Origin of the sequence: Brachybacterium sp. J144, from assembly GCF_036321705.1 — a bacterium.
Lineage (GTDB): Bacteria > Actinomycetota > Actinomycetes > Actinomycetales > Dermabacteraceae > Brachybacterium.
The window spans coordinates 1-12,946 of the sequence record NZ_JAZDCG010000025.1 but is presented as its reverse complement, the minus strand read 5'-3'; the positions used below and the strand labels follow the sequence as shown (position 1 = coordinate 12,946).

The 12,946-nt window shown below is 72.7% G+C and carries 11 protein-coding genes and 1 pseudogene; 3 read left to right on the top strand and 9 right to left on the bottom strand.

The genetic code is table 11. The annotated features are described in order from the left end of the window. Positions 1-78: 78 nt before the first annotated feature. The 3 genes from V1260_RS09740 to V1260_RS09730 form a co-directional block, all read right to left on the bottom strand. Positions 79-1,530, bottom strand: a complete 1,452-nt coding sequence (locus V1260_RS09740) for a sulfatase family protein (protein WP_329746618.1) — start codon at positions 1,528-1,530, stop codon at positions 79-81. Positions 1,531-1,684: 154 nt separating this feature from the next. Continuing rightward, the gene (locus tag V1260_RS09735) at positions 1,685-2,431 is read right to left on the bottom strand and encodes an SDR family oxidoreductase (protein WP_329746617.1); all 747 of its coding nucleotides are present in this window, start codon (positions 2,429-2,431) and stop codon (positions 1,685-1,687) included. Positions 2,432-2,527: 96 nt separating this feature from the next. Beyond that, positions 2,528-3,466, bottom strand: coding sequence for a sigma-70 family RNA polymerase sigma factor (locus V1260_RS09730; RefSeq protein ID WP_329746616.1), 939 nt, complete (start codon positions 3,464-3,466; stop codon positions 2,528-2,530). 126 nt (positions 3,467-3,592) lie between these two features. On the opposite strand from V1260_RS09730, the gene V1260_RS09725 reads away from it, so the two are divergent. Beyond that, positions 3,593-4,870 carry an MFS transporter gene (locus V1260_RS09725; RefSeq protein ID WP_329746615.1) on the top strand — a complete coding sequence of 426 codons (1,278 nt, stop codon included), beginning with the start codon at positions 3,593-3,595 and terminating at the stop codon, positions 4,868-4,870. A 65-nt stretch (positions 4,871-4,935) separates the two neighbouring features. Here V1260_RS09725 and V1260_RS09720 read toward each other — a convergent pair whose 3' ends face one another. From V1260_RS09720 to V1260_RS09705, 4 genes are all read right to left on the bottom strand, one after another. After that, positions 4,936-5,277: a YciI family protein gene (locus tag V1260_RS09720; RefSeq protein WP_329746614.1), complete on the bottom strand. Its 342-nt coding sequence runs from the start codon at positions 5,275-5,277 to the stop codon at positions 4,936-4,938. Between the two features lie 105 nt (positions 5,278-5,382). Further along, positions 5,383-7,047, bottom strand: coding sequence for an ABC transporter permease (locus tag V1260_RS09715; RefSeq protein ID WP_329746613.1), 1,665 nt, complete (start codon positions 7,045-7,047; stop codon positions 5,383-5,385). Further along, on the bottom strand, positions 7,044-8,000 hold the full coding sequence (locus tag V1260_RS09710; RefSeq protein WP_329746612.1) for an ABC transporter ATP-binding protein: 957 nt from the start codon (positions 7,998-8,000) through the stop codon (positions 7,044-7,046). The genes V1260_RS09715 and V1260_RS09710 overlap by 4 nt, the downstream gene beginning before the upstream one ends. Continuing rightward, entirely contained in the window at positions 7,997-8,635 is a 639-nt protein-coding gene (locus V1260_RS09705) for a TetR/AcrR family transcriptional regulator (protein WP_329746611.1), read from the bottom strand. Before V1260_RS09705 ends, V1260_RS09710 begins: the two co-directional genes overlap by 4 nt. 103 nt (positions 8,636-8,738) lie before the next feature. Here V1260_RS09705 and V1260_RS09700 point away from each other — a divergent pair, with 103 nt between their 5' ends. Beyond that, positions 8,739-10,037: a sensor histidine kinase gene (locus V1260_RS09700; RefSeq protein WP_329746610.1), complete on the top strand. Its 1,299-nt coding sequence runs from the start codon at positions 8,739-8,741 to the stop codon at positions 10,035-10,037. Then, entirely contained in the window at positions 10,034-10,654 is a 621-nt protein-coding gene (locus V1260_RS09695; protein WP_329746609.1) for a response regulator transcription factor, read from the top strand. Before V1260_RS09700 ends, V1260_RS09695 begins: the two co-directional genes overlap by 4 nt. A 21-nt stretch (positions 10,655-10,675) precedes the next feature. Here V1260_RS09695 and V1260_RS09690 read toward each other — a convergent pair whose 3' ends face one another. After that, positions 10,676-11,593: a hypothetical protein gene (locus V1260_RS09690; RefSeq protein ID WP_329746608.1), complete on the bottom strand. Its 918-nt coding sequence runs from the start codon at positions 11,591-11,593 to the stop codon at positions 10,676-10,678. Between the two features lie 164 nt (positions 11,594-11,757). Beyond that, positions 11,758-12,946: pseudogene (locus V1260_RS09685) on the bottom strand (bifunctional [glutamine synthetase] adenylyltransferase/[glutamine synthetase]-adenylyl-L-tyrosine phosphorylase); the annotation flags it as partial.

Sequence of the window (12,946 nt, the reverse complement as noted above, 5' to 3'; positions counted from 1 at the left end):
CCCCCCGACCGCACCCTCCCCCCCCCCCCCCCCCCTCGTGTTCCCTCCCCGGTCCGCTCGTCGTGCGGGCTGCGGGGATCACCGCACGGTCGGCCACTCCAGACGGGGGGTGTCCGGGCCCTCGTAAGGGGCATCGCCGTACTCGGCCTGCAGCGCGGCGGTGAGCTCCTGCATCTTCGCGAGCTGCGCGGCGTAGGCGGGATCGGCGGCGACGTTGGTCACCTCGCGGGGATCGGCCACGAGGTCGTACAGCTCGTCGTCGATCGGCATGATCCGGTCCGAGGACCCGGGGCTGCCCAGCCCGTCATTGTAGTAGCGGATGTACTTCAGCTCCGGGGTGCGCACTCCGTAGTGCGCCGGGGCATGGTGCTCCGGGTCATCATGCTCCCAGTAGCGGTAGTAGACGGCCTGACGCCAGTCCTCGACCTGCTCCCCGCCCAGCTGGCGCAGGAAGCTGCGGCCCTGCTGATCGGGCAGTTCCGAAGCCACGTCCACCCCCGCCGCCTCGAGCAGGGTCGCGGCGATGTCGATATTCGAGAGCGTGTCGGTGACGCGGGTCCCCGCGGGGATCCGCGCCGGCCAGCGCAGCAGCATCGGCATGGTCAGCGACTCGTCGAGCATCAGGCGCTTGTCGAACCAGCCGTGGTCCCCCAGGAAGAAGCCCTGGTCGGAGGTGTAGATGACCAGGGTGTTCTCGGCGATCCCGTCGGCCTCGAGGCGGTCGAGGATCTGCCCCACCGAGTCGTCCACCGCCTGCACGCAGCGGAGGTAGTCGCGCATGTACCGCTGGTACTTCCAGGCGGCGCGCTCGCGACGGTGCTCCTCGCCCTCGAGCTCGGCGGGCATCTCGTCCTTCACGTCCCGGGGGCGGAGGTCGTCCAGCTGCATCCGCACCTCGCGCACCACCTGGGCGCGTCCCTCGTGCGAGTCGTCCATCGTCTCCGGCTCCGGGATGGTGTCGGCCTCGTACATCCCCTCGTAACGCGGGTGCGGGTCCCACGGCCGATGCGGGGCCTTGTGGTGGACCAGCAGGCAGAACGGGCGCTCCTGGTCGCGCTCCCCCAGGAAGCGCAGGCTGTGCTCGGTGACCACGTCGGTCGCGTAACCGGGCCGCACCGCCTCCCCGTCGGGGCCCGTCATCTCTGCGTCCCAGTAGTGGCCCTGGTCCGGGTAGATCAGCCAGTCATCGAAGCCCCGCGGCCGGGACTGCTCCGAGCGGCCCAGGTGCCACTTCCCGTAGAGCGCGGTCTGATAGCCGGCCTCCTGCATCACCTCCGGGAAGGTCGGCACCCGGTAGTCGAACTCGGAGTAGATGGAGCAGGCGCGGTTCACGTGACTGTAGGTGCCGGTGAGGATCGAGGCGCGCGACGGCGTGCAGATCGAGTTGGTGCAGTAGAGGGCGTCCGTGATCGCGCCCTCCGCGGCGAGGCGGTCCATGTGCGGGGTCGTGTTGACCCGGCTGCCGTAGGCGGAGATCGAGTGCGCGGCGTGGTCGTCGGACAGGATGAACACGATGTTCGGACGGGTCATGCGGAATCCTCCAAGGACGGGGAAGGGGAGCGACGGTGACCCCCTCGAGCCCACCATGCTCCCCGAGGGCGGTCGTGATCGCGATCACCCTGGACATGGGGGGTGTCGCCGCGACCCGGGGCACCGCCTCACGGGCACGCCCCCGGGGAGTGCCTCACCGGTGCTGGGAGCGGAGCCACTCCTCGAAGGTCATGCGCCCGGTGAGGGCACCGGCGGATCCCCGGAGCGATCCCGAGGCGAGTCCGCGACCGTAGGCGCCGGGGAAGCGAAGCTCCACGATCCGTCGACGCACCCCGGTCGCCGCGTACAACCGCCGGACCATCTCACCCAGCGTCTCCTCCCGGGGTCCGACGAGGTCCGCTGCACGGCCGACGGGACCCGCCTCGGCGACGTCCACCAGGTGCGAGCCGACTTCCTCGGCCGACACCGGCCGGGTCAGCATGCGCGGCACGAGGGTCAGCGGACCGACGCTCGCGCGAGCGGCGATCTGCCCGGCGAACTCATGGAACTGGCTCGCGCGGGCGATCGTGTGCGGCACGTCCGAGGCGGCGACCCGGCGCTCCTGGGCGAGCTTCCCGGCGTAGTACGACGCGTCGATCCGGTCGATGCCGACGATCGAGAGGGCAATGTGGTGGCCAACGCCCGCGCTCCGCTCCGCCGCCAACACATGCCGCGTCGTCGCCTCGAAGAACTCCACCGCCCGCGCGCCTGAGAGGGTGTCGATGTTCAGGGTGTCGATCACGGCATCCACTCCCTCGAGCACCCCCTCGAGCCCAGTGCCCTGCATCAGGTCCACACCGCGCGAGCGAGCCAGCGGCACGGCCTCGTGTCCCCTCGACTGCGCTGCCTCGATCACGTGCCGACCCACCAGGCCGGTGCCCCCGGCCACTGCGATTCTCATCCTCTGGTCCCTCCTGAGCGTCCGGCGGGATCGTCCCGTCGGGAGATGCGCTCCGCTCTCGACGGAATGACGATCCGGGACGGCTCGATATGAGCCTCACCCGTCGTCCTCCGCCCGCCACAGTCCCAGACGAGCGGGGTCCAGCATCAGCCAGACGTCGGCGATCCCGTCGGGTGTGGTCCGGAAGCTGACCAGACCCTGGATCCTCCCCGAGGAGCTCAGCGCGTACCCCAGCCCATCGGCGGTGCGCCGCTCGGCGAAGCGCAGCTGCGGCTGTTTCCGCAGCAGACCTAGCAGGAAACGACCCACATGATCGGCCCCGAGGATCACGTTCGGCGCCGCGCGGATAACGTCGCCGCCGTCGGCGCGTAGCTCGACGGCGGGATCGAGGGTCCGCACGAGGGCCTGCAGGTCCCCACCCCGTGCCGCCGTGAGAAAGGCGCGCACCAGCTCGTCGTGACGCTGGGCGGAGGCCGCCACGGAACGGCGCTCGCGAAGATGGCGCCTCGCCGAGGTCGCCAACTGGCGGGTGGCGGCCGCAGAGCGTCCCACGATCTCGGCGATCTCGTCGAAGGGAGTCCCGAAGACGTCGTGGAGCACGAAGGCGACGCGCTCCGCGGGGGTCATCGCCTCGAGCACCACCAGCAGCGCGGTGCTCACCTCATCGTCCAGGGTGACCCTCTCCAGTGGGTCCTGGACAGGTGACGATCCACTGGTCACGGTGCCCGCGAAGTACTCGGCCGGCACCGGCTCGGGCAGCCATTGGCCGACCTTCTGCTCGCGCCGGACCCGCGCCGACTTCAGCACGTCCAGGGCGATCCGTCCGGCGACGCGCGTCAGCCACGCGGCGGGGACAACGATCGCCGCCCGCTCCGCAGCGGAGAGCCGATACCAGCGGAGGGAGGTCTCCTGGACGACGTCCTCGGCCTCCGCGATCGTCCCGGTCATCCGGAAGGCGAGCGCGAGGAGCCGACGCCGCTCCGCATGGACGTCGGTCTCACCCGCGGGCGTGCTCGCCACCTCCTCGTGCTCCATGGGTTCATCGTCCGACATGCGCGTTCCGCTGTCTCCCCCCTCCTCTCCCCCGGGAACGCCCGTCGCTCTCGTCTCACCCCGGCACCGCGGCTTGACCAGGCCAGTCGGCCTCCGGATCCTGGATCGGTGAACGCCCCCTCCCCCGCCGCCCGCTTCCCCCTGGGTCGTCTGTTGCTCCTGATGGGCGCCGCGTTCGCGGCCAACACCGGGGAGTTCCTACCTGCCGGGGTGCTGCCGCAGATGGCCGCGGGACTCGGGGTGAGCGAGGCGCGGATCGGCCTGCTGGTCTCGACCTTCGCGCTGACGGTCGCGATCTCCGCCCTGCCGCTGACGATCCTCACCTCCCGCATCGGGCAGAAGCGGCTGCTGGTGATCGCGGTCTTCGCCGTCGGCCTCGCGAACCTCATCAGCGCCCTCGCCCCCACCTATGGCCTGCTCGCCGGATCGCGCGTGCTGGGCGGGCTCGGGCACGGTCTCTTCTGGTCCACCGCGATGCCCTATGCCGCGAGCCTCGTCCGGCAGGCTCAGGTGGGCCGCGCCGTGTCGGTCGTGAACATGGGCACCTCGCTCGGCTTCATCCTCGGGGTGCCGCTCGGGACCGCGATCGGCCTGGCTGTGCACTGGCGGGCCGCCTTCGGCGCCGCCGGCCTGGTCCTGATCGGCTTCGCCCTCGCGGTCGCGGTCCTCCTGCCGGCCGTGCCCCGACCGATCGCCGAGCCGGCCCGCGGCAGTCTCCTGGGGGACCGCGGACTGCATCGGATGCTCGTGCCGTCCCTGATCGTGATACTCGCGGCGCTGGGCCAGTACTCGCTCTACACGTACATCTCCCCGTGGATCCTCGGGCCCGGCGGAGTGACGGTCGGAGCGCTGAGCACGCTGCTGTTCGTCTTCGGTCTCGCCTCCGCGGCGGGCCTGGTGCTGGTGGGGGTCGTCGCCGACCGGGGTCTCACCATGATCCTCACCATCGTGCTCGGCGCGACCGCGCTCGCCGTGGTCGCGATGGCGCTGCTGGCCGGCATCGTGCCGACGGCCGTCCTCGTGGCCCTCTGGGGCATCGCCTTCGCGGGCTTCCCCACGCTCGTGCAGTCCGCGGCGCTGCGGGTGGCGACGCCGCGCGCCCACGGCCTCGCCGGCGCGATCATCGCCGTCGCCTTCAACCTGGCGATCTCCGGCGGCGCGCTCGTGGGCGGGCAGGTGCTCGAGCTGCAGGGACTCGCGGCCCTGCCCTGGACCCAGCTCGCCTTCACCCTCGCCGCGGTGCTGGTCACGCTGCTCGTGCTGCCGCGGGTGCTGCGGGAGGCCGATCGAGAGCATGCCCGCGCCGCTCGGGCCCGCGCGGAGTCGGAGCCGGCAGCAGCGTCAGAGTCGGCACCGGACCGGGGCACCGCCGACTGCACCGGCTGACGCCCCCCCGGCGGACGCCTTGCGCCGAGGGGCAGGACCGCCGGCGCGCTGGTTCCCGCCCGTCCTCAGCTCTCGGGATCGTGCATGAACACACGCAGCTCCTGCGGGCAGCGGCAGGCCACCGCGATCTTCCGCGCCCAGTCCTCGGCCTCGGCGCGGGTCGGCACGTCGATCACCGTGTACCCGCCCTCGAGGCGTCGGGTCTGCTCGTAGGTGTCCTCCGTGATCGAACCGTCGGCGTGCACCCGCACGGGCGGGACGTCCTCGTCGATCCCGCCGCCGAACACCCACACCCCGGCGGCCTTCGCTGCGCGCACCACCTCATGGGAGTCGATCGACGCCTGCTCGAGCTCCTCCGGCGTCACCTGCATCGCACCGCTGGGGAAGGAGATCAGGTACTTGGCCATGGCGGCCGCCTCTCGTCGGCCCGGACCGCCGGGACCGGGCAGCTGCTGGGAGCACCCAGTCTCCTCCGTCGGCCCTCCCCCGTCACGCGACCGCCGGGGAGGGACTCAGCCCGCCACGAGGTCGCGTCGGCGGAGCGCCATCAGCCCGGCCGCCCCCAGCAGGACCGCGATCCCCAGCAGCACCGCCGCCGGCCCCGTCTCCCACTCCGCATCGGGCACGAGCGGTACGTGGAACAGCGGGTTCAGCCCGCGCACGACGTCCGGGAGGTCCAGGAGCGTGCCCAGCATGGTGTCGAGCGCGCACCAGCCGACCAGCAGCCAGGCGAGTCCCGCGAGGCGCAGGCGCAGCCCGTACAGCAGCAGGGCGACGCTCGCGGCGAGGGTGATCGCCGGGAGGTACGCGAGGGAGGCGAGCACCAGGTCGCCCACCCAGTGCGTCTCGGACGTCGCGGTCCACACGCCGAGGCCCAGGCCGAGGCCGAGCAGCATCTGCAGCAGTGCGCTCGCCCCGAGCACCACGGCGACCCAGCCGCCGACGACCGCGGTCCGCGAGGTGCCCGAGAGCAGCAGCGCCGCGAGCCGGCCCTCCCGTTCATCGGCGCCGAGGCGGAGGATCCCCCAGACCGCGAGCGCCAGGGGTCCGATGGCGAGCATCATCAGCAGATAGGCGGAGAAGGACGTGGTGAGGTCGTCGAGGTCGAGCGGCGCGTAGGTGGTCAGTTCGGGCATGTCCGCGGCAAGATCCTCGAGGGAGGAGGCGAGGCTGCCGAAGGCGACGGCGAAGAGGAACAGTCCGATTCCCCAAGCGATCAGGCTCCGGCCGAGCAGCCGGCGCACGAGGCCGCCCGGGGCCAGCAGCAGCGCGGGGGCCGTCGCCCGCCCGGAGCGCGCGGCGAGTAGACCGGCGCCCAGGTCGCGGCGTCGTCCGAGCACCGCCGCGACGGCTCCCAGGAGCAGGGTGAGGCCGAGGCAGAGCAGCAGCGGCCACCAGCGCAGGTCGACGTAGACGCGGGTCTGCTGCGCCCAGGCGAGCGGTGAGAGCCAGGACAGCCACGATCCCTGCGGGTCCAGCACGTCACCCACCCCGCGGACCAGGAAGGCGAGGGCGAGCACGCCCAGCGACGCCCCGGAGGCGGTTCCCGCGTGCTCAGTCACCTGCGCGATCACGGCCGCGACCGCGGCGAAGACGAGCGTGGTGAGTCCGACCGCGGCGCCGACGGCGAGGGAGTCGGGCACCGCCCCTCCCGCGGCGATCAGTCCGCCGGCGGTCGCGGTCCCGACCAGCAGTGCCGCCAGCAGCACCACGGCGAAGGCGGCCAGCGCCGGGACGGAGCGGCCGACGGGCAGGGAGCGCAGCAGCTCGAGCCGACCCGCCTCCTCCTCCCCGCGGGTGAGGGAGACGGTGAGCAGCACGCCGAGGATCGCGGCGGGCAGTAGCACATACAGCAGCAGCTCGTTGGCGACCATCGCCCACAGCGTGTACTGGTCCTGCGCGAACGCCGGCCCGGTCATGATCACGGCGGAGGGATTGCCGAGCAGCGCCGCGCGGGCGTCGAGCGCGGCCTGGTCGGGATAGGCCTCCTGGATCGCGACGACCGAGGAGGGGACCAGCACCGCGACGGCGAGCGTCCACCAGATAAGGCGCCGACGGGCGAGCCGCAGGGTGAGCCGCAGCAGGGTGCCAAGGCCGCTCGCCGGGGAGGTGGGCGGCATCTCACGGCGGTGCGGGCGGTCACTCGGGGCGACGGGATCCGCCGGATGCGCGGTCATGAGCGGGCTCCCGCGGCGGCCGCTCCTGCGGCGGAGGCGCCCGCGGTGGAGGTGGAGAGGTCCTCGCCGTAGTGCCGCAGGAAGAGGTCCTCGAGGGAGGGCGGGGTGATCGTGAGGCTGCGCGCATCGAGTGCGGTGAGCACCGGCAGGACGTCGTGGACCGCGGCGTCGTCGACGTCGAAGCGCACCCGTCCGGCCTCGGCGACGAGGTCGTGGACGCCGCGCAGATCCCGCAGCGGCTGGGGGTCACCGTCGAGGACGACGGAGACGGTGGAGCGGGTGAGGTGGCGCAGCTCGGCGAGCGTGCCACTCTCCACGTCCGTCCCCGAGCGAATGATCGTGACTCGGTCGCAGAGCTTCTCCACCTCGGCGAGGATGTGGCTGGAGAGCAGCACGGTGCGACCGGCGGCGCGCAGAGCGCTCACCTCGTCGGTGAAGATCGCCTCCATCAGCGGGTCCAGGCCCGAGGTCGGCTCGTCCATGACGTAGAGGTCCACGTCGCGGCTCAGCGCGGCGATCAGGGAGACCTTCTGCCGGTTGCCCTTGGAGTAGGTGCGGCAGCGCTTGGTGGGATCAAGCTCGAAGCGTTCGATGAGGTCCTCGCGTCGGGCGCGGGAGGCGACGGAGCGTTCGGAGCGGGTGAGCACGTCGATCGCCTCGCCGCCGGTCAGACTCGGCCAGAGGCTCGTGTCCCCGGGGACGTAGGCGAGGCGGCGGTGGATCTGCACGGCCCGGTCCCAGGGGTCCATGCCCAGCACGCTCACTCGGCCAGACGTCGCGCGCAGCAGTCCCAGCACGATGCGGATGGTGGTGGACTTCCCGGCGCCGTTGGGGCCGAGGAAGCCGGTGACCTCGCCGACGGGGACCTCGAGGGAGAAGCCGTCGAGGGCGGTGGAGGAGCCGAAGGTCTTGGTTAGGTCGTGGATGCTGATCGCGCTGTCGGGCGTGGTCATGGAGTGCCTCCTTCGGGGGGCTGCTCGGCCAGGACGGCCTCGAGCAGGGTGGCGTCGGTGAGCAGGGGCTGGGTGTACAGCTCGAGCACGGGCAGCAGGATCTTCGTGGAGTAGTCGCGCATCCAGCGCGGCAGGTCCTCGAGGTCGAGCGGGTCGGCGTCGCCGGGGAGCTGCAGCACCAGGGCTCCGAGGGCCATCTCGGTGAGCACCTGGGCGCGGGCCTTCGGATCCCGGCTCGGGGAGATCGTGCCCGCCTCCTCCCCCGCGGCGAGATAGGCCGCGGCGTCGTCCACGAAGTCGCCCACCAGCTGCTGGGCGAGCGGACCGCCGGCCTGCAGGCGGCGAAGCACGTAGCCGACGACGGGGGCGTACTCCTCGGCCTGGGCGAGCTGGGTCAGCAATGCCGCAGAGTCCCCGGTGACCACCTTCGTCTTCTCGCGGCGCGCGATCTCGAGGGCGTGGGCGTCGCAGGCGGCCAGCAGGGCGTCGCGGGTGCCGAAGTGGTGGATGATCAGCCCCGCGCTGACACCGGCGTCCTCGGCGACGCGGCGCAGCGGGGCGCGAAGGCCCCCCACCGCGAAACGCGCCAGCGCGGCGCGGAGGATGTGCTCGTCGGTCCGTCCTCGGTCGCTCATCTGCCCCTCCTCTCGCTTCGCCACCAGGCTATACACGTGTTCAATCGGAGCGCAAGAGAATCACTGAACAGATGTTCAATGACGGGGCGATACAGTCGCCGCCATGACGACCGGCACGCCGACTCCACCCGTGGACCATGCCGCGGACCTCGCGGCCGTGCCCTTCGCCGCCGCCCTGCGCTGGGCGGTGCACGCGCTCCTCTACCTGCTGGTGCTGGTCGTCGCCGCGATCACCCTCGCCCCGCCCGCGAGCGGGCCCGACCTCGGCCTCGTCGGGCTGCTCGCTGTGTTCACGACCGTCTACTCCCTCGGGGCGCGACGCGCCCTGCGGCACTCCCCCGGTCCCGACGGCAGCTGGTGGGCGCTGGGCTATCTGCTCCCCTCGATCGCGGTGTGGGCGGTCGGCTTCCTGCTCTCCCCGAACGCGGTGTGGATCGCCTTCGGCCTCGACTTCGCGGTGCTCTACGCCCTGCCGATCCTCGGCGGGGTGCTCGCCCTCGCGCTGGTGACCGTCCTCGCCGTCGCCGGGTTCACGGCCTGGTCCGCGGAACCCGGCCTCGGCGAGCTCATCGGCCCGGTGATCGGCGCCGGTGTCGCGCTCGCGGTCGTGCTCACCGTGCGCGCGCTGCAGCACGAGGTGGACCGGCGCACGCGCCTGGCCCGTCAGCTCGCCGAGGCCCGCGACACCATCGCGGAGCAGACCCGCGCCGCCGCCACCGCCGCCGAGCGCGACCGCATCGCCTCCGAGCTGCACGACACCGTCGCCCAATCCGTGCAGTCCATCCACCTCCTGCTCGACGCCGCCGAGAGGGCCCTGGCCCGCGAGGATCCCGCCGAGACCCGGCGCCTCGTGCAGGAGGCGCGCACCACGGCCGCCCGCACCGGCGGCCAGACCCGTCGCTTCGTCGACGCCGGGGACGCCGACTCCCCCGTCGGTGCCGAGCTCGCCGCACACCTGCGCGTCCTCCTCGACGAGGCCGGCGCCGTCGGCGGACTCGAGACCCGGCTGCGCCTGGATCTGGAGGCGGCGGAGCTCGACGCCCTGCCCCGCAGCAGCTCCCGGGCCCTGCTGCGCCTGGTCGAATCCTTGCTCGCCAACGCCGTGCAGCACGCCGACGCCCGACGGATCGGCTTGAGCATCGCCCGCGACAGCGGCCTGCTAATCCTCGACGTGGTCGACGACGGGCGCGGCTTCGACCCGCAGACCGCAGCCGGCTTCGGCCTCCGCTCCGCCCGGGCACGGGCCGCCTCCGTGGGCGGGTCGCTGGTGGTCGAGTCAGCTCCCGGGGAGGGCACCGCAGTGCAGGTGATCCTGCCCGCCGCGCCGCTCACCGACCGGGAGCCCGGACCGGATCACCCGCTGCCGGAGGCGTCCCCGCCCGCGACCGAGGAGACCCGATGATCCGCATCCTGTTGTCCGACGACCACGCGATCGTGCGCCGCGGCCTGCTTGCCGTGCTCGCCGCCGAGGAAGACCTCGAGGTGGTCGCCGAGGCTGCGACCGCCGCAGAGGCACTGCTGCTCGCCCGATCGGTCCACCCGGACGTGGTGCTGCTGGATCTCTCCTACGGGGCCGGCAGCGTGCGCGGCACCGAGATCATCGCAGAGCTCGTCGCCCTCGACCCGCCGCCCGCGGTGCTGGTGCTGACCACCTACGACAACGACCAGGACGTCACCGCCGCGATGGACGCCGGGGCGAGGGGCTACCTGCTCAAGGACTCCCCCGCCGAGGAGCTGGTGACGGCGGTGCGCCGCGCCCGCACGGAGGGCTCCGCCCTGGACCCGCGGATCTCCCGCCGGCTGCAGCGCCGCGGCGGCCACTCCCTCTCCTCGCGCGAGCTCGAGGTGCTCCCACTGGTCGCCGCGGGGCGCACCAACGCCGCCATCGCGAGCGATCTCTTCCTCTCCCAGGCGACGGTGAAGACCCACCTCGTGCACATCTTCGACAAGCTGGGTGTCACCAGCCGCACCGAGGCGGTCGCCCGGGCGCGGGCCGAGGGGATGCTGCGGCCCGAATGAGCCGGGGAGGGGACGGGCGGCTCAGGCGATGCCGTCGAGCCCGCCCTTGGCGCGCAGCAGGGACAGCAGCAGGTCCTTCGAGGAGGACGCCTCGGGCAGCGCGCACTCGTCGGGCTCGAAGGACCAGGCGGCCCGCAGCGCGCGGAACACCTCGAACTCGGCATCCCCGGTGCGCAGCGGCACCGCCCGGTACCCGCCCGCCTCGGGCAGATGGATGATGAAGGCCCCGGTCAGCTCCGGCATCTCGCGCAGGGTGCCGTCGTCGTCGACCAGCTCTTCGGCGCGCACCACCGCGACCCCCTGGAGGGCGTAGTCGCCGCGCACCTTCTTCGAGGTCTTGATGTCCGCGCTGAGCAGGGTGTTCCCGATCCGCACAATCGCGTCGGTGGTACCCGCGTAGCCGACGGTGCGGTTGACGACCGTCTGTTCGATCTCCACGAACTCCGGCTGGTAGTCCTCGAGGAAGGAGCCGTAGCCGTCCAGCCGCACCGCGACCCGCTGCTGGAGCGCCTGTGGGCTCTTCTCCGTCGCGAAGGCGCCCTGGGCGCTGCGCATGCCGTCGGCGAGGCCCTCGATCTCGGACTCGGAGGGGCGGGAGCCGCTGCGCCCCCACAGCTCGCACGCGGCGTGGACCAGGGTTCCGAAGTCCGCGGCGGTGCGGGTGTACTCCTCGGCCGCGGCGGCGATCCGCTTCTGCGTTCCCCACTTGTCGCGGGTCACTCGCGAGATCTCGGCAGCGGCGCGCGCGGGGTTCCGATCCAGCCAGGAGTACATCTCCAGGGCCCGCTGCGAGGCCATCGTCGCGTACCAGCCCTGGAGGTGGTCCTTGGCGCGCATCCCGGCGACGGTCGTGATCGAGGGGAACATGAGCGGGCCGTCGGGCTCGAGGCGGTACATGCGGCCGCGCGGGGTGTCAGCGCTGAGCGAAGGGGTGGTCATGGCTCCTCGAGCGGGACGACGGGGTCGATGCGGGGCATGCGGGCACCCTGCACCGGGGACCCGCCCACGGTACGCGCTGTCGGGCACCGTCGCCTGCGCGGGCAGGCGGGACGCGCCGAGGATGCCCGCCTCGTCACAGCGCCGCGGGGGCGATCCGGCACGTCTCAGTACTCGGTGCCGAAGATGACTCTCTCGGCGAGTACCCGGGCTCGTCGGGTCAACCGCAGGTAGCGCTCCTCGAGGGCGAGGGCGGTCGCGTCCGGGCCGTCGATCAGGAGCGCGAGGGCGCGCAGCTCGATCCGGTCCGTCGGCAGCACGACCCCCTCTCGCCCTTTCCACAGGAAGAGCCCGCGGCGGATCTGCCAGGCGAGGATCCACGCGTCGATCAGCTCCCGCGCCTCCCGCCCGGGCAGCAGCTCCGCCTCCGCCGCCGCCTCGAGCTGCGCGACGGTGCTGGGGCTGCGCAGCCCCTCGACCTCGTGCCCGTGCTCGAGGGCGAGCAGCTGCACCGTCCACTCCACGTCGGTCATCCCGCCGCGACCCAGCTTGACCTGGCGCAGCGGGTCCGCCCCGCGGGGCAACCGCTCGGACTCGACGCGGGCCTTCATCCGGGTGATCTCGCGGCGCTCGATCGGACCGAGGCCCCCGGCGGGATACCGGTGGCGATCCATCTCCTCGGTGAGGCGGGCGGAGACCGCCTCGGAGGCGACGACCGGCCGCGCCCGCAGCAGGGCCTGCTTCTCCCAGGTCAGCGCGTCGCGGCGGTAGTAGTCCACCCAGCCCTCGAGGCTGCGGGCGAGCAGTCCGCTGCGCCCCTCGGGGCGCAGGTCCGCGTTGACCTTCATGTCAGCGCCCGCGGCCGGGGCGTTGAGGATCCGCTGGATCTGCGTCGCGACGGCGATGCCGATCTCCCCCGTGACCTCGCCCGCCCCGCGATCGAGGACCAGGAACTGCACGTCGACGTCCGAGGAGTAGCCCATCTCGCGGGCGCCGAAGCTGCCCATGCCGAGGATCGCCATCTCGACGCCGAGGGCCCGCGCCGGATCGGAGCGTCGCTCGCGCAGGCGGCGCGCGGTGCCCTCGTCGACCTCCTCGGTCCCGTCGAGGGTCTCGGCGCCCTCCGCGATCACGCCCCGCTCGCGGGCGACGACGTGCAGGGCGACGAGCATGCCGGCCTCGAGCACGGCCTCCGCGAGGTCGGTGAGGGCGAGGGCGACCTCCCGCGCGGACGCGATGCCCGTGAGATGCGCGAGAGCGATGCGCAGCAGCTCGCGGGAGCGGGTGCGGGGGGGGGGGGGGGGGGGGGGAGAAGGAAAGAAGAACCAAAAGATCAAAAAGAAGAAAAAACAAACC

Bases quoted from the DNA above. Each gene is read 5' to 3' on its own strand.
- V1260_RS09710 (WP_329746612.1), bottom strand. From the start codon at position 8,000: ATGACCACGCCCGACAGCGCGATCAGCATCCACGACCTAACCAAGACC.
- V1260_RS09735 (WP_329746617.1), bottom strand. From the start codon at position 2,431: ATGAGAATCGCAGTGGCCGGGGGCACCGGCCTGGTGGGTCGGCACGTG.
- V1260_RS09705 (WP_329746611.1), bottom strand. From the start codon at position 8,635: ATGAGCGACCGAGGACGGACCGACGAGCACATCCTCCGCGCCGCGCTG.
- V1260_RS09690 (WP_329746608.1), bottom strand. From the start codon at position 11,593: ATGACCACCCCTTCGCTCAGCGCTGACACCCCGCGCGGCCGCATGTAC.
- V1260_RS09720 (WP_329746614.1), bottom strand. From the start codon at position 5,277: ATGGCCAAGTACCTGATCTCCTTCCCCAGCGGTGCGATGCAGGTGACG.
- V1260_RS09700 (WP_329746610.1), top strand. From the start codon at position 8,739: ATGACGACCGGCACGCCGACTCCACCCGTGGACCATGCCGCGGACCTC.
- V1260_RS09740 (WP_329746618.1), bottom strand. From the start codon at position 1,530: ATGACCCGTCCGAACATCGTGTTCATCCTGTCCGACGACCACGCCGCG.
- V1260_RS09715 (WP_329746613.1), bottom strand. From the start codon at position 7,047: ATGACCGCGCATCCGGCGGATCCCGTCGCCCCGAGTGACCGCCCGCAC.
- V1260_RS09730 (WP_329746616.1), bottom strand. From the start codon at position 3,466: ATGGAGCACGAGGAGGTGGCGAGCACGCCCGCGGGTGAGACCGACGTC.
- V1260_RS09695 (WP_329746609.1), top strand. From the start codon at position 10,034: ATGATCCGCATCCTGTTGTCCGACGACCACGCGATCGTGCGCCGCGGC.